The organism is Frankia sp. CgJB1 (assembly GCF_977947065.1).
The window spans coordinates 1-16,068 of sequence record NZ_CDWTNB010000091.1 but is presented as its reverse complement, the minus strand read 5'-3'; the positions used below and the strand labels follow the sequence as shown (position 1 = coordinate 16,068).

Annotated in this window: 14 protein-coding genes, 1 tRNA gene and 1 pseudogene; 8 read left to right on the top strand and 8 right to left on the bottom strand. The window is 70.5% G+C overall.

Annotated elements, in window-relative coordinates; translation table 11 throughout:
• The 3 genes from AC08OT_RS12025 to AC08OT_RS12015 all read left to right on the top strand — a co-directional run.
• Positions 1 to 360: DUF6342 family protein (locus tag AC08OT_RS12025; protein ID WP_476602823.1), on the top strand; the 360-nt coding region annotated here is incomplete at its 5' end.
• Between the two features lie 14 nt (positions 361 to 374).
• Entirely contained in the window at positions 375 to 833 is a 459-nt protein-coding gene (locus AC08OT_RS12020) for a WD40 repeat domain-containing protein (protein ID WP_476602822.1), read from the top strand.
• 200 nt (positions 834 to 1,033) lie between these two features.
• Positions 1,034 to 2,080: an alcohol dehydrogenase catalytic domain-containing protein gene (locus AC08OT_RS12015; RefSeq protein ID WP_476595776.1), complete on the top strand. Its 1,047-nt coding sequence runs from the start codon at positions 1,034 to 1,036 to the stop codon at positions 2,078 to 2,080.
• Positions 2,081 to 2,176: 96 nt separating this feature from the next.
• On the opposite strand, the gene AC08OT_RS12010 is transcribed toward AC08OT_RS12015, so the two are convergent.
• From AC08OT_RS12010 to AC08OT_RS11990, 5 genes and pseudogenes are all read right to left on the bottom strand, one after another.
• Positions 2,177 to 2,872, bottom strand: coding sequence for an AAA-type ATPase lid domain-containing protein (locus AC08OT_RS12010; protein WP_476595777.1), 696 nt, complete (start codon positions 2,870 to 2,872; stop codon positions 2,177 to 2,179).
• Positions 2,856 to 4,088, bottom strand: a complete 1,233-nt coding sequence (locus tag AC08OT_RS12005; protein WP_476592911.1) for a sigma-54-dependent transcriptional regulator family protein — start codon at positions 4,086 to 4,088, stop codon at positions 2,856 to 2,858. Before AC08OT_RS12005 ends, AC08OT_RS12010 begins: the two co-directional genes overlap by 17 nt.
• 445 nt (positions 4,089 to 4,533) lie before the next feature.
• Positions 4,534 to 4,606, bottom strand: a tRNA-Ala gene (locus AC08OT_RS12000).
• A 266-nt stretch (positions 4,607 to 4,872) separates the two neighbouring features.
• On the bottom strand, positions 4,873 to 5,937 hold the full coding sequence (locus AC08OT_RS11995; RefSeq protein ID WP_476592910.1) for a ParA family protein: 1,065 nt from the start codon (positions 5,935 to 5,937) through the stop codon (positions 4,873 to 4,875).
• A gap of 185 nt (positions 5,938 to 6,122) precedes the next feature.
• Positions 6,123 to 6,978: pseudogene (locus AC08OT_RS11990) on the bottom strand (maleylpyruvate isomerase N-terminal domain-containing protein).
• Positions 6,979 to 7,212: 234 nt separating this feature from the next.
• On the opposite strand from AC08OT_RS11990, the gene AC08OT_RS11985 reads away from it, so the two are divergent.
• On the top strand, positions 7,213 to 7,560 hold the full coding sequence (locus tag AC08OT_RS11985; protein WP_476592909.1) for a molybdopterin oxidoreductase: 348 nt from the start codon (positions 7,213 to 7,215) through the stop codon (positions 7,558 to 7,560).
• Between the two features lie 76 nt (positions 7,561 to 7,636).
• Here AC08OT_RS11985 and AC08OT_RS11980 read toward each other — a convergent pair whose 3' ends face one another.
• Positions 7,637 to 7,783, bottom strand: a complete 147-nt coding sequence (locus tag AC08OT_RS11980) for a DLW-39 family protein (protein WP_462188792.1) — start codon at positions 7,781 to 7,783, stop codon at positions 7,637 to 7,639.
• Between the two features lie 101 nt (positions 7,784 to 7,884).
• Positions 7,885 to 8,676, bottom strand: coding sequence for a nuclease-related domain-containing protein (locus tag AC08OT_RS11975; protein ID WP_476595780.1), 792 nt, complete (start codon positions 8,674 to 8,676; stop codon positions 7,885 to 7,887).
• A gap of 376 nt (positions 8,677 to 9,052) precedes the next feature.
• Between AC08OT_RS11975 and egtA the strand changes: the two genes are divergently transcribed.
• The 4 genes from egtA to egtD are packed head-to-tail and all read left to right on the top strand — an operon-like array spanning position 9,053 to position 13,876.
• On the top strand, positions 9,053 to 10,549 hold the full coding sequence (gene egtA / locus AC08OT_RS11970) for an ergothioneine biosynthesis glutamate--cysteine ligase EgtA (RefSeq protein ID WP_476592907.1): 1,497 nt from the start codon (positions 9,053 to 9,055) through the stop codon (positions 10,547 to 10,549).
• Entirely contained in the window at positions 10,531 to 11,985 is a 1,455-nt protein-coding gene (egtB, locus tag AC08OT_RS11965; protein ID WP_476592906.1) for an ergothioneine biosynthesis protein EgtB, read from the top strand. Before egtA ends, egtB begins: the two co-directional genes overlap by 19 nt.
• A 30-nt stretch (positions 11,986 to 12,015) precedes the next feature.
• Positions 12,016 to 12,753 (top strand): ergothioneine biosynthesis protein EgtC, encoded by a 738-nt coding sequence (gene egtC / locus AC08OT_RS11960; protein ID WP_476592905.1) that lies wholly within the window; start codon positions 12,016 to 12,018, stop codon positions 12,751 to 12,753.
• A 43-nt stretch (positions 12,754 to 12,796) separates the two neighbouring features.
• Positions 12,797 to 13,876, top strand: coding sequence for an L-histidine N(alpha)-methyltransferase (gene egtD / locus AC08OT_RS11955; protein WP_476592904.1), 1,080 nt, complete (start codon positions 12,797 to 12,799; stop codon positions 13,874 to 13,876).
• A 39-nt stretch (positions 13,877 to 13,915) separates the two neighbouring features.
• Here the strand turns inward: egtD and ilvD are convergent, their stop codons facing one another.
• Complete coding sequence (gene ilvD / locus AC08OT_RS11950) at positions 13,916 to 15,769, bottom strand: dihydroxy-acid dehydratase (protein WP_476592903.1); 1,854 nt, start codon at positions 15,767 to 15,769, stop codon at positions 13,916 to 13,918.
• Positions 15,770 to 16,068 lie beyond the last annotated feature (299 nt).

Below are 16,068 nucleotides of genomic sequence, written 5' to 3'. Positions count from 1 at the left end.
ACACAAACCTACTCCAGCCAGGAGAGGTTTCCCACACAAACTAGAATGGAGAATACCATGGCGGAAATTGACCTCGGATTGGCCACGGACTGGGATGAGGGCGACACCCACGGCCGAATCAGGTTGAGGCAGAACCAGAATTACCCGAACTCGCCCAAGAAGGATGTGATCATCAGCTCGCCGGTGAGCATCGAACTCTCGGTCAACACAAACTACTCCACCTCCCAGGAAGCCGACAAGATCTTCTTCACGACCCACCACGGCAACCAGAAAAAGATCATCGCAATACTGGACTCCAACGGAGACCTCTACATCGCTGGCCGCGTGATCGAAGGGCAGTCGAACCTGTCCTACGAGTAGCCCGACAGCTCGGGGTGGGCCGGCGCCGCCGCGCCCACCCCGACACGGACGTCGCTGCCGTGCTCGCCCCGCTGGGTCTGCGGCTGTCAGCAGCCAAGACCCGGGTAGTGCACACGAGCGACGGGTTCGACTTCCTGGGGTTCCGCATCCAGCGGCGCCGCAAGCGAGGCACGAACCAGTGGTACGTCTACACCTGCATCCCTGACCGGCCCCTCAAGGCGGTGAAGGAAAAGAGCGGCCACCCGACGAGCGTCACGTTCAGCCCGACGATGCCGCTGGTCGCCACCGGGGGTACCGACACCACCGTCCGGCTGTGGCAGCTGGCGTTCCCCGACCCGCCGCGGCTCGTCGCCGCCGTCGGCTACGGCCGGCGGATCAACCAGCAGTGGGCGCGGGCGGTGGCGTTCAGCCCGGACGGCACCCTGCTGGCCACCGCCGGCGCCGACCGCGTCACCGTCCTCTGGGACTTGTAAGCGCGTCCGGGACCTGTGGGTGCCGTAAGTGTCCCGGATCCGGGGCACTCCACCTGCGGACAACCCGGTGGCCGCTGCCAATGGTCCGATTTCGCAACAGTCGCGGGAGCTGCACGCTACTAGGGTCTGATCCGGGGTCGCGTGAAGGGCTCCAGGAGCGAACGGCCCCGGAGCCTACATCAGAACAACAGGAGGTACCGATGAAGGCGCTAGTATACCACGGGCCGGGCAAGAAGTCGTGGGAGGAAGTTCCCGACGCCACGATCCAGGAGCCTGGCGACGTCGTCGTCCGGGTCGACACCACCACGATCTGCGGGACCGACCTGCACATTCTTCAGGGCGACGTCGCGACCATGACCGACGGCCGCATCCTCGGCCACGAGGCCGTCGGCACGATCATCGAGGTCGGCGACGCGGTCACGGCATTCCAGGTCGGTGACCGGGTGCTCGTTCCGGCGATCACGAAGTGCGGCCGCTGCGAGTACTGCCAGCGGGGAATTCCCTCGCACTGCCAGACCGTCGGGGGCATCGGCTGGATTTTCGGGCATCTGATCGACGGGACACAAGCCGAGTTCGCCCGGGTCCCCTATGCCGACACCTCGCTGTACGCGGTGCCGGCGAACGTGGCCAACGAGCAGGCCATCTTCCTCGCCGACTCGCTGCCGACGGGCTACGAGGTCGGCGTGCTGGCCGGCAACGTGCGTCCGGGTGACACGGTCGCGGTGGTCGGGGCCGGGGCGGTGGGGCTCTCGGCGATTCTGACGACCGGCCTGTGGGGCGCGTCGAAGGTCATCGCGATCGACTCGAACAAGTTCCGGCTGGACAAGGCGCTGGAGTTCGGCGCCACCGATGTGGTGGAGGTCGGCCCCGGCACGGTCGCCGAAACCATCGCGCTCACCGACGGGCTCGGCGTCGATGTCGCCATCGAGGCGGTGGGCTATCCGGAGACGTTGCTGACGGCGGTGTCGCTGGTGCGGCCCGGCGGCACGATCGCCAACGTGGGTGTGCACGGCACGCCGGTGGAACTGCCGATGCAGGACCTGTGGATCCAGAACCTGAGCCTGACCATGGGGCTCGTCGACACCGTCTCGATCCCCACCCTGCTCAAAATGGTCGCCAGCGGCCGGATTCCGGCCGAGAAGATGGGCACGCACACGTTCACCTTCGAGCAGGTGAACGAGGCCTACGAGGTGTTCCGGAACGCGGCGGCGAACGAGGCGCTGAAGGTTGTCATCAACCGGGTCTGAGCCCGTCTCCAGCCCAGGACGGTTCTGCGGCGGGGCGGGTTTGGTCGACCTTCTCCGCCGCCCGTCAGGCGCTGTACCCATCAGGCGATAGACCCGTCAGGCGATATAGCTGATGCCGAATGCGTCGATCTTGCGGTAGAGGGAAGAACGGGCGATACCGAGCATGGCGGCGGCCTTGTAGCGGTTGCCGCGGGACTCGTACAGCGCCTGGATGATCGCGTCGCACTGCGCGGCCTCAAGCATCGACATCTTGCGTGCTCTGCCCTGGAAACACAGCTGGGGCAGGTCCGGGGGCTGAACCTCTCCGATCGGCTTGCGCGTGACGACGTACCTGAGGACGTCCTGGAGCTCGCTGATGTTGCCGGGCCAAGCGTACCCCTCCAGGGCCCGGATGACCTGCAGACTGAGCCGCAGCGAACGGCGTGCCGCGATTTTGTGCAGGATCGACAGCGCGATTTCCCCGATCTCGTCGGCCCGGTAGCGTAGGGCGGGCACCCGGGTGATCTCGTGGAAGTGCCGCAGGAGCAGCCCGTAAGGCCGGGTCGCGTCCACCGCCGGCGTGTCGATGCACCCGACGAGCAGCGGCGGCGAGGGCAGCGCGACCAGCGGTCGCAGCGTCTCGTCCAGGCACCGGGCGGCGATCGGGATGAGCAGGTTCATCCCGCGCAGCACCAGCAGGTGCGGCCGGTCGCCGGCGCCGGTGAGCAGTCGCGTACCAGGAGGCGTCCGGGCGCTGCTCTGCTCGGGTGCGCCGCTCCGCTCAGCCGCAAACGATCTACAGTCCACGGTCACGACCCGACCCGTACGCCTGCCGGAACTCGTTGATCACCAGGGTCTGCTTGCCCACTCCCGGCTCGCCGATCAGCAGGTGGTTACGGCCCTGCTGGATGCTGACGACCACCTCCCGCCACGCCCGCAGGAACGGGGACAGCAACTCCCGATTCGCCCGGATCCGCGCCTCGGCGTGCTCCTTCTGGGCGTGGCCGGGTCCTCTGAGGTCCTGCGCGTAGTCGCGTCGAACCATCGGTGCGACGTGCGAACCCTGACGCCGGACAGCCTCGGCCGGCTCGGCCGACCGCTGGGCACCGGTCGGCGCCCCCGTGAGCAGGCATCCGACCACGTCATCGCCGAGCTGGACCGCCTCGGTCACCACCTCGGCGCAGCCGCCGGAGGGCAGCTCCACATGCTGGCGGGCGAAATCCCGCAGCGACAGGCTCGCCAGCACCAGGTCGCTGAGCACCCGCAGGTCGCCGACCTCCAGGTGGCAGGCCGCGACGTTGGTCAGGACGTAGTCCCCGTCCGTGGCGAGCACCCAGGCCTTGTCCTGGCCGACGTGGCCGGTACGGTCGTCCCCGCAGGCGCGGGCGAAGCGGTCGAGGATCGTCTGTGACCGCCGGTGGGGTTCAGCTGCCATCCGCTCGGTGACCTGACGGGCGAGCAGCTGCGCCACCGCAGGCTGCAGGGTCGTCTCGTCCGACTGGTGGCAGATGACCATCACCACGCCGCGGACGTCGCGGCTGTGCGGATCCACCACCAGCGCGGCGGCCTCGCCGAGACACCTCAGCTGGGAGTGGTAGTGCTCCGGACCGCTGATCGCGATATCGGTCTGGTCATGCAGGGAGATCGACGCGGCGGTGGTACCGACGGCCTGCTCGGCGTAACCGTAGCCGGGCACGAACAACACCCCGTCGAGCAGCCCGGCAAGGGCACGGTCGCCATCCCGGCGGACCCGCACCACCCCTGCGGTGTCGACCAGCACCAGCGAGGCGGCAACCTCGGCGCTCCCGGCGAGGAAGCCGTCGAACACCTCCTCGGCGCAAGTCACCAGAGGCGTAACCTCGGGGTGGCCCAGGAACCGTGCCCTGATGCGGTCAGGCTCGATGCCGTACGCGCGCGACCGTTCCCATGAGGCCAGCACGGCCGGCCGGACGACATCCCGCCAGACCACACCCTGCCCCGCGGTCAGAAACGACCGGCGCGCCGCCTCAACCTCGACGAGCCTCGGCATGCGGCAGAGTATAAGAGCACCGCAGTGGGCGTCACCTGAGCTTTATGCGCGTCGCGGGAGCTTTGCGGGTGGACCGGGCGGCTGGACCGCCTCCGGCGCGCCGAGCCGCGCGGCCCACCACCAGGTCAGGCCGCGCAGCTCAGGTCAGTGCAGCTCAGGTCAGCGGCCGGCGGAGGTCTCGGCGAGCTCCGCGTAGAAGATCCCGGTCGACTGCCGGGTCACGCTGCCGCCGGCCACGACCCGGTGCCGGCCGGCAGCAGACCGTTGGTCCAGCGGGTGAGGATTGCCCCCGAGAACACCTGCAACGCCCCGGGCACGACGGGCACCGGGATCCAGGTGCCGTCAGACCGCCACGCCGCATCGGGAGTCCGGGGGTCGCCCCCGGGCAGACATAACGGCTGATCGGAAGCCGCCCGAGGGGCGGCGAACAGCCGAAGCCAGCGCGTGGAGACGAGGGGACTCGAACCCCTAACCCCTGCCTTGCAAAGGCAGTGCTCTGCCAATTGAGCTACGCCCCCGAGGGACGCACTCCGGCCGGGACGGAACCATTCGACGATGACCACCTCGGCGAAGCACTTCACAAGCGTACGGCATGACGGTCTCCTCGGACGTTGGTCCGGCACGGGAACCACCCGGGAACCATGGGGGGACACCGATGCTCGGGGGGATCCGGTCTTCCGGCGATCACAGTGCCCGCCTACGACCATCGTGCCCCGCGGGAGCCCTGTGGATAACCGGGCCGCGACTCCCCCAACCGCCACCCTGTGGATAACCGGCCCGTCGGTCAGGACCGGCGCAGGGTCGGATCGATGAAGGCCAGCCGCTCCCGCACCTTGACCGCGAGATCCCGGAAGTCGGAGTAGCACCGCCGCACCGCGCTCTGCGTACCGCCGAGCGCGCCGTCTCCGGCCCGCAGGTCGAACATCGGCTTACGGGCGTCGTGCGCCAGCGGGATCAGGTTCGCGTAGTGCCCCAGAGTGGCGATCTCGAAGGAACGGTCGTGCGGTCCGGGGTTCCCGCTGGTGAGCACCGAGGTCGCGAACACCTCGGGAATCCGGTCGAGCCACCGGTCGTGCGCCTTTGCCGGCCGGTCGGTCCGCGTCGGCGGCTGCATCACGATGTACCCGATCGGCATCATCAGCCCGCGCGGAGCCGAGATGCGCTCGGGAATCTTCGGCAGCACCGTGCCCTGCCAGATGGAACGCCACTCCCGCAGCGTGGGGCCGAGGTTGCGCAGCCCCCGCAGCGAGAACAGGTCCGCTGCCAGTGGCATGAGCACGGTGTCGGCGGACAGCAGCGCGGCCCGGTTGATGGCCCCCAGATTGGGCCCCACGTCGATGAGCACGATCTCGGCGCCAACCAAGCGGGCACCATGGTCGATGACCCGGTGCAACGCCGTCGTCGTACGCAGCGCCGCGATGTCCTTGCCGAGGAAGCTGTTCGGCCAGGCGGCCGACAGCCGGTCCTCGAAGACGCTCAGCTCGACGTCACCGGGCAGCAGCCACAGGCCGTCCTCGATCGTCACCGGATCGAAGAGCGCGACGTCCCCGACCCCCTCCATGATCGGCCCGATCGCCGTCGCCATCGTCCCCGTACCGGGGACAATCCGAACCGGGCGCACGTCGAGGTCGATGATGGACTTCGGCGCGGACGACGCGGTGACCTCCGGCTCCTCCCACAGCTGGGTCAGCTCGTCCTCGTCGAGGAACTGGGCGGTCAGGTTCGCCTGCGGATCGAGATCGACCGCGAGCACCCGGTGACCCATGCGCTGCAGCATGTGCGCCAGGTGGTAGGCGAGGGTCGTCTTACCGACGCCGCCCTTGTTGTTGAACAAGGCCATCGTGATCATGAAAAGCTCCGGCCACGATCCCCACGTCGCCCGCGCGCCGCCTTACCCCAGTTGTCCCTGTTGTCCAACACGGCAGACATTGTCGCGCTAGCCGGAAACCTCAGAAGAAGCCCGCCCCGTCGCGGGTCCCGCCAGCCCGGTCCGGGACGCCGAGCAGCCGGCCGGTCAGTCCGAGAAAGCGCCGGTCATTCCCAGGGGGCGAGGGTGGGCCAGTCCGGCCGGCCCGGGTCCCGGCCGGCGAGCCAGCGCAGCGTCGGCCTGGTGGGCGTATCGACGACCACACGCCGCTGCCCGCGACCGACGGCGGTCGACGGCCGGTCCCCCGGCGCCAGCACGACGGTGATCTCCGGGGGTACTCGGGCCGGCAGCCCGCGCAGGGTCCACTCCCATTCGGTCTGGACGTAGGCCGGGCTCAGGTCCGCCCAGCCGGGACCGCCGAGATCGGCAAGATCGAGGTCGACGAGGTGTATCTCGGTCTCCCGCCAGCGGAGGAAGACCAGATCAGCAAGGGTCGTCAGGCCATAGGTGGCGGTGTGCCCGAGACCCGTGCGCCAGACGTCGACCTGCACGCCGTCCCAGGCCCGCTCCAGCCGGGTCACCGCGGCCACCAGGTCGTCGCGGACCTGGGCGGCGGGCAGATCGCAACCGGCGGCCGATGCCGTCCTCCCGCTGCTGCGCGCCCCCCGGGTACTGGGCCCGGATCCCACCGGCCCGGGCGGCTTCGACCATGCCGGTGTGACTGTCCGCGTTGCGGGCCAGGTGGGTGAGCAGGTGACCGACCGCCCAGCCCGGCAGGCCCGACGGACGGCGCACGACGATGTCGTCCAGCCGGCCGGCCACCTCCAGTAGACGCCGATGGGCCACTGCACATCCGGCGAGCCGATCGTGCGGAACCACCGAGGGGAGGTAGGAGGGACCGGACGGCGGCGACGTGTCGATGCTCGACTCCTGAGCGATGCTCACACCCGCCCCGGAGTCGGCATCAACTCCCGCGCCGGGGACGATGGCGTCGGACGGTCGGGGCGAGGTCGGGGTGGTCATGGTTCTACGGTGCCCCCCGACGCCACCACACGCCACCACACGCCAGGTCAAGCCTCCTACCAGCGTCTTTACCCGCAGATTCCTTATAGTCGGCACACGTTGCGCTCGAGATCCGGGCCGCGTCCGACGCTCCCTCGATGGCCGACGTAACGCGGTGGAAACAGCTCCGAGCGAAAATACCCAGAGGAAGATACGGAAAACATGCACACGGATACCCGGCGGAAGGATGAGCGGATGTTCACAACTCCTCGCTTCCTGCAGGGCTTTGTCCCCTTCGAGGGCAAAGGTCTGGATGTTCCGATTTCGCTTGACTCGTCGTTCAGCTACGTCGTCCCAGCCGGCATCACCGCCCAGCCGCTCTACTTCCGGGGCGGCAACTCGACGGACGAACTGATCTGCCCGATCCTCCTGCGGAACGGGGTTCCCATGCGCTTCTTCCCGATCGGAGCGCGGGGTTCAATCCACGTGCCGCTGCGCATCGTCGAGGATCTGGTGTCGGAGACGCACATCGAGCTGCACCTCGCCGCCCCGGCCGGGCTGGTCGGCACCCTGGTCGCCGACGTGGGCCTAGTCGAGCTCTAAGGCTGAGGCCCTGAGCTGGAAACTTCGGCGGGCTGACCCCCCGGGCCGGGCTGGCATCCCGGCCTTGCCGCGGACCTCAGCGCCCGCCGGCCGGGGCGCCCGCCGCGGAGGTCGCCTCCCGCCAGAGGTCGATCTCCTCCTTGCCCCTGCTGCGGCGCCGGACGGCGGTCAGCGCGGCTCCGGCGCTCGCCAGTAGAGCCAGCACGGTCACCTTGCGAACCATCTCGTCTCCTTCGTAGGCCACCTTCACCCAACGGTATCCCGCCCGCCGGTACCGTGGCCGGACCGAGTCGCATCGCCCTGATCAACGTCACCGCAGGCTGATCAACGCCGCAGCAGGCCGCGCAGCCGGGATCCGGCCGGCCAGGACGGCGGGGGGCCCGACACCGCATAGGCCGGGAACACCCGCTCGGCCACGTCGACCAGCATCGCCACGTCGATGGGCCGAAGCACGATCCCGGCGGAGAGCACGTAGTCGGCCACCCCGGTGGCAGGCAGCAACAGCACGCCCTCGACGAGGGCCAGGCCGGCGGGAAGATCCGCGCGGGCGAAGGCCACGACCGGCTGGACCTCCAACTGCCAGCCCGCCGGCAGTTCCACGAGGAGCTGCGCGGTGGCCTCCTCGCCCATCCACGCGACCAGCCCCAGCATCGCCCGCAACGGAACCTTGCCGGCCCAGACCCCGACGGCGTTCTGGCGGATCGGTCCCGGATGGGCGTCGGTCTCGATCAGCCAGGCCCCGGACGGCCCGATGACGAGATGGTCGATATTGCCGGCCGAGTCGGCCAGCGCGCGGTCGTGCAGGACAGTGTAGCCGGCCCGGACCAAACGGTCCAACGCCCGTGCGGTGCTGCGTTCGGCCTCCGCGTCCTCGCGCCAGGCCTCGATCTCCGGCGGGGACCGGAGAAACCGGGTCGCCGCGACGAGGACCACCACGACAGCCGAGATGATCGCGAGCTGCACGGCCACGAGCGCGGGCAGCCCGACCAGGAGGCTGACCACGGCGACGACGAGGGCGACGGCACCCGCTGTCGCCCCGGCGACGGCCATCGCCCGCCGTTTATGATCACCGCGCTCGGTGACGTACAGCTGCTTGCGCCGCAGGTACTCGGCCATGGCCGAACGTCCCGCTGACTGCCGATCGGACACGTCCGCGGTCACCACCTCCCGGCGCCGTCACGACGCCGTTGCGCTCGGCGTTGTCTCCGGGTCCGGAACCGGCTCCGCCGTCAGTCAATCACGGCGTGCTACTGACTCCCGGTCCGTCCCGGTCACCATTCCATCGAATACACAACAGCGACAGGGTCAAGGGCGTGGAATATGCGAGGGAAAAGCACGTTGAAAACATATCTATACCACCCATCGGCGAGCTGGCCGAGGCGACACCGAGTACGGCGGCCGGGTAGGGGGCCGGCAGCGCAGGGGAGAACCCACCAGAGGCCGCCGCCGGGCGCGGTGTCGAACAGTTGCAGTGCCGGAGAGGAGCCACAGGATGCCACGCCACGTGACACCCGAGGGGATCCGGAATGACGAGCCGCAACCACCACACCCTCACTCACAGCCACAGCGGCGGGCGATCGACACCGACCAGGTACGGGCCTTCGCGGCCGGCTGCGTCACGCCGGTCCACGGGACAGACGATGAGGCGGCCCGCGGGAATGCCCGCAAGGACACCCGGGGGGACGGCCATAGGGATGCCCGGGGGAACGGTGGCCCGACGGTACCGGGAGGATGCGTCGGCATCGAGACGGAGTGGCTGGTCGTCGACACGCAGGCGGTCCACTGCCTGATCCCGCCAGCCCGCACGCTAGCGTCCCTCGCCCGGATTCCCGGGACCACCCCGGGCCCCGGCGGGCCGGTCCTGCCCGGGGGCAGCCGCATCACCTTCGAGCCCGGCGGCCAGCTGGAGCTGTCCGGGCCGCCGGCCGAGCTCACCGCGGCTGTGCGGGCGACCTCCGCCGATCTGAACCTGGTCCGCTCCGCCCTGGCGGTGGACGGCCTGGCCCTCGTCGGCATGGGGGTCGATCCCCTGCGCGTCGGGATGCGGCAGACCACCGCGTCCCGGTACGCGGCGATGGAGGAGCATTTCCGGACCGGGGGCGGGGCGTCCGGCACGGTGATGATGTGCTCGACCGCCTCCGTCCAAGTCAACCTGGACCTCGGCGGCTCGCCTGCCGAGGCGGCGCGGCGGTTCCAACTCGTCCACGCTCTCGGCCCGGTCCTCACCGCCCTGTTCGCCGCCTCACCCGCGTACGCCGGCCGCCGGACCGGATGGCGGTCGACCCGCCAGGCGGTGTGGGACGGCATCGACGCGAGCCGGACCCGGCCCGTCGCGGCCGCTCTCACGGCCCCGGGGTCCAGCGACACCGAGCCCGATCTCGTCGACCTGTGGGCGCGGTACCTGCTCGACGCCAAGCTGATGATGGTCGGGAATCCCGCCGGGGCCGGCGACCCCAAAAACGATCATCATTTCGTCGCGGTCCGGGACGGCTCGACCTTCGGGGACTGGCTCGCCGGCCGCGGCCCGGTCACCCGTCCCCCGACCCGCGACGACCTCTCTTACCACGCGACCACGGTGTTCCCGCCGGTCCGACCGCGTGGCTGGTGGGAGCTGCGCTACCTCGACGCGCAACCAGGTGACGGCTGGCAGGCCGCCGTCGCGATGCCGACGGTACTGCTTGACGACCCGGTCGCCGCGGACGGAGCGTTCGAGGCGTGCCTGGCCGTCGCGCATCGCTGGCCGGCCGCGGCGATGCTCGGCATGGCCGACGAGCCCCTGCGACGCGCGGCGGTGCGCTGCGTCGACCTGGCCGTGAGCGCCCTGCGCCGCGGCGGCGCGACCGATCTCGCCGAGACGGTCGAGTCGTTCGCCGGGCGCTACCTCGACCGCGGCCGATGTCCGGCCGACGGACTGACCGAACGACTTCTCGCGATCGGCCCGGCCGGTCTGCTGCGTGAGGAGGCCCACCGGTGCGTCTCACTCGTCTGACCCAGTCCCCGGCGTCCCCGGCCGACCCAGCCGACCGGGAGACCGCCGCCGCCCAGGAGGCGATGCCGACCCAGAAGGCTATGCCGATCACCGCCGACACCGTCACCGACGCCCTCCGGGCCGCGCGCCGGCGTTCACTCACGTACACCGACATCGCCGCGGATGATCTCCTCCGCCAGCACTCGCCGCTGATGTCCCCGCTGGTCTGGGACCTCGCTCACGTCGGCAACTACGAGGATCTCTGGCTGGTGCGCGCGCTGGCCGGCGGCACCGGGACGCGGCCGGGGCTCGACGACATCTACGACGCGTTCCGGCACAGCCGCGCGAGCCGCAGCCGACTGGCCCTGCTCGGCCCCGCCGAGACCAGGGCGTACCTGCACGAGGTCCGCGGCCGCACCCTCGACCTCCTCGACCGGTTCGGACCCGACCGGTTCGGACCGGTGGCCGGCGCCACCGCGGAAACCGCTGCCGTACCGGAGCGGGAACGGCTGCTCGCCGACGGCTTCGTCTACGGCATGGTCGTGCAGCACGAGCACATGCACGACGAGACGATGCTCGCCACGCACCAGCTCCGCCAGGGACCGCCGGTACTCGCTCCCGGCGCGGCGCCACCGCCCGGCCGCCGGGTGCCGCGGCCGGAGGTCCTCGTGCCGGCCGGCGAGTTCACCCTCGGCACCAGCACCCATCCCTGGGCCTTCGACAACGAGGGTCCCGCCCACCGCGTCCACCTCCCCGCGTTCTGGATCGACACCATCCCCGTCTCCAACCGGGCGCAGATCGCCTTCATCGACGCCGACGGCTACGACGACGAGCGGCTCTGGTCGACGGCGGGATGGGAATGGCGCCAGACGGAGGGCCTGAGCGCGCCCGCGTTCTGGTGGCGCGAGGGCGGCACCTGGCTGCGCCGCCGGTTCGGCCGGGTCGAGCCGGTTCCCCTCGACGAGCCGGTCCAGCACGTGTGCTGGTACGAGGCCGAGGCGCATGCCCGCTGGGCCGGCAAGCGGCTGCCGACCGAGGCCGAGTGGGAGAAGGCCGCCGCCTACGACCCGGTCACCGGACGTTCACGGCGGTATCCGTGGGAGGACACCGATCCGACTCCGGAGCGTGCCAACCTGGGCAACCGGACGAGCGGCCCGGCCCCGCTGGGGGCCTATCCCGCGGGCGCGAGTCCCTGCGGAGCCGAACAGATGATCGGGGACGTCTGGGAATGGACGGCGAGCGGGTTCACGCCGTACCCGGGCTTCGCGTCTTATCCCTACCGGGAGTACAGCGAGGTCTTCTTTCCGAAGGCCGGGCGGGAGTCGTCCTTCCGCGTCCTGCGCGGGGGCAGCTGGGCGACGGACGCCGTCGCCGTCCGGGCCACGTTCCGGAACTGGGACTACCCGATCCGCCGGCAGATCTTCGCCGGATTCCGGCTGGCCCGCGACGCCGGGTGACGAGCGAGCACGTGTGCGAAGGAGACCTCGGTGTGTCGGCACCTCGCCTGGATCGGAACGCCACGGACCCTGGCGGGGCTGACCCTGGAGCGTCCGTACAGCCTGCTGCGCCAGTCGTGGTCGCCGAGGCGGATGCGCCACGGCACGGTGAACGCCGACGGGTTCGGAGTCGGCTGGTACGCCCCGGCGCTGCGGGCGGCGCCGGCCCGGTTCCGCCGGGCCGTGCCGATGTGGACGGACGCCTCGTACGCCTCAATCGCCGGCGCGGTCGCCTCCGGCTGCGTGCTGGCGGCCGTGCGTAGCGCCACCGTCGGCATGCCGGTCGAAGAGAGCGCGACGGCTCCCTTCACCGACGGCCACCGGCTGCTCAGCCACAACGGCCGGGTCGACCCGGTGGCCGTCCGGCGGATGCTGCGCGACCGGCCCGACGCTCCGGTCCCGGACTCGACGTGCGACTCCGCGCTGCTCGCCGCGCTGGTGTGGGAGCACGCCGGGAAGCGTCCACTCGCCGAGGCGGTCGCCGAGGTCGTGCTGTCGCTGGACGCGGCGGGTCCGGGCGAGCGGGCCCGGCTGAACCTGCTGGTGGTGGATGGAACCCAGATCGTGGCGACCGCCTGGCGGGACAGCCTGTCATACCGGATGGAGAAAGATGGAGTCCTGGTCGCAAGCGAACCAGACGATGACGAACCGGGCTGGGTGGACGTTCCGGACCATCACCTCCTGGTAGCCGACACACACCAAGTCACTCTTCGTAACATGATCTCCTAGATCGGTTACCGTGGGTTGCACCACGTTGATGGAGGGCACATCCATGACACCAAGGACTCCGACAACCGCCCGGGCGGATGATGCCGTCCCTGAGGGGACGGGCGCGAACGGCACGGCGGAGATCCCGTTCCCGGGCCTCTCCGTCGACCGCCACCTGCACGAGTCGGATCGCACCGTCACGCTGGCCCGCGACGTCCTCGCCGGCCTCACCGCGAGCCCCCGCGAGCTGCCGCCGAAGTGGTTCTACGACACCACCGGCGGCATGCTGTTCGACAAAATCACCCGGTTGGCGGAGTACTACCCGACCCGGCGGGAACGGGCCATCCTGGTCAGTTACGCCGACGAGATCGCGACGGCCTGTCCGGCCGACACCCTCATCGAGCTGGGATCGGGAACCTCCGACAAGACCAGGCTGCTGCTCGACGCGCTGCGGGCGGCCGGCAACCTCCGCCGCTTCATCCCCTTCGATGTCGACGAGGCAGCCCTGGTGCGGGCGGGTCGCGGGATCCTCACCACCTACCCGGGGCTCTCCGTGGCGGCCGTGGTCGGGGACTTCGAACGGCATCTGCACCAGCTGCCCCGAGGTGGCCACCGGCTGCTCGCCTTCCTCGGCGGCACGGTTGGCAATCTGCGCCCCGCGCAGCGGCAGAACCTCCTCCGTACGCTGCGCGGGCAGGCCGAGAGCTCCGACGCCCTGTTGCTGGGAACGGACCTCGTCAAGGACGTCGACCGCCTCGTCGCCGCGTACGACGACGGTGCCGGGGTCACCGCAGCCTTCAACCGCAATGTGCTGACGGTGATCAACCGGGAGCTCGGGAGCGACTTCGACATCCGCGGATTCGCGCACGTGGCGATCTGGAACGCCGAGAACTCCTGGATCGAGATGCGGCTACGTTCCGTTCGGGAGCAGCGCGTCTCAATCGCGGCCCTCGCCGTCACGGCCGACTTCCAGCCGGGCGAGGAGATCCTCACCGAGATCAGCGCCAAGTTCACCCTGGACGGCATCGCCTCGGAGCTTGCGCTGGCGGGCTGGGCGGTGGCGCGGCAGTGGACGGATCCCGACGGGGATTTCGCCGTAACGCTCGCGACGCCGTCGTCCGCCCCCGCCGCCGTCCCGGTCTGAACCCGTCCCGGTCCGAGCCGGGCCCGCTCGGACGCCTCGTCAGCCGCCGAGCAGACCGACGTCGCGCGCGGCACCGGTGGAGGCCGAGGTCGCCATCGCCGCATAGGCCCGCAGCGCCATGGACACCGGCCGTTCCCGCCCCGTGGGACGGTAGCCGCCGGCCGCGTCCAGCGCCGCGCGTCGGCTCGCCAATTCCTCGTCGGAGACCACGAGCTCCAGCCGGCGGGCCGGGATGTCGATCTCGATGATGTCCCCGTCGCGGACCAGGGCGATCGTCCCGCCGTGGGCCGCCTCCGGGGAGACGTGACCGATCGACAGTCCGGAGCTCCCGCCGGAGAACCGGCCGTCGGTGATCAGAGCGCACTTCGGGCCGAGACCGCGACCCTTGAGGAACGCGGTGGGGTAGAGCATCTCCTGCATCCCCGGGCCACCGCGGGGGCCCTCGTAGCGGACGATGATCACATCCCTGGCCTTGACCCGCCCGGTGAGGATGGCGTCGACCGCCTCCTCCTGGCTCTCGACCACGAGCGCCGGGCCGCGGAAGGCCCACTGGCTCTCGTCCACGCCGGCCGTCTTCACGACGGCGCCCTCGATGGCCAGGTTGCCGAACAGCACCGCGAGCCCACCCTCGGCGGAGTAGGCGTGCTCGACCGAACGGATGCAGCCGTCTCTGGCGTCGGTGTCGAGGGTGTCCCACCGATTGGTGGAGCTGAACGGCTCGATCGTGCGCACGCCACCCGGCGCCGCGTGGAACAGCTCGATCGCGCCCGGCGAGGGGCTCGGGCCGCGGACGTCCCAGCGGTCGAGGAACTCGCGCAGGCTCGCCGAGTGCACCGTATGCGGGTCCGGGTCGAGCAGCCCGGCCCGGTCGAGCTCGCCGAGGATCGCGGGGATGCCGCCCGCCCGGTGGACGTCCTCCAGGTAGTAACGGGTGGAGCTCGGCGCCACCTTGCACAGGCAGGGGACGGTGCGGGAGATCCGGTCGATGTCGGCGAGGGTGATGTCGACGCCGGCCTCGACGGCGGCAGCCAGCAGATGCAGCACGGTGTTCGTCGAGCCGCCCATTGCCACGTCGACCGCGAAGGCGTTGCGGAAGGCGGCGGCGGTCGCGATCGACCGGGGCAGGACCGCCTCGTCGTCCTTCTCGTAGTAGCGCCGCGCCAGGTCGACCACGAGACGCCCGGCCTCGACGAACAGCTCACGGCGGGCGGCGGCGGTGGCCAGGGTCGACCCGTTGCCGGGCAGGGACAGCCCGATCGCCTCGGTCAGGCAGTTCATCGAGTTCGCCGTGAACATGCCGGAGCAGGATCCGCACGTCGGGCAGGCCGAACGCTCGATCATCGACAGGTCGCCGTCCGAGATGTCCGGGTTGACCGCCGCCGACATCGCGGTGATGAGGTCCAGCCTGGACCGGGCCGTGCCGCCGGAGATGACCGCATTGCCCGACTCCATCGCCCCGCCGGAGACGAACACGGTCGGGATGTTCAGCCGCAGTGCCGCGAGCAGCATCCCCGGGGTGATCTTGTCGCAGTTGGAGATGCAGACCAGGGCGTCGGCGCAGTGGGCGTTCACCATGTACTCGACGCTGTCGGCGATGAGCTCGCGGGACGGCAGCGAGTAGAGCATCCCGCCGTGCCCCATCGCGATGCCGTCGTCCACGGCGATGGTGTTGAACTCGCGCGCCACCCCACCGGCCTCGGCCACCGCCCCGGCCACCAGCGAGCCAAGGTCACGCAGGTGCACATGCCCCGGAACGAACTCGGTGAAGCTGTTGGCCACGGCGACGATCGGCTTGCCGAAGTCATCGTCGGTCATCCCGGTCGCGCGCCACAAGGCGCGGGCGCCGGCCATGTTCCGGCCGTGGGTGGTGGTACGGGAGCGCAGGGCGGGCATCTCGACCTCGAAGATCAATTCAACGGCGCTGCTGGCGGGGACCGCCGGCACTGGCAGACGATGACACGACGGTACGCCACCGCACGGACGGGTCCGGTCAGCCAGGTCGCGGGGCCCGGCCAGCCGGGCGGCGAACGGCGAGCGACGGGATCAGGGGCCAAGGACCAGGGATGAGACCCGGAATCAAGGACCCGGAATCAGGAATCAGGGCCCGCTTCGGCGGGGGGCGGGGACGGGGGCGCGTCGGGTGGTAGGTCCCCCAGTCTGGGCCCGCTGGGCGGAACGGCCCAGGGGTAGCC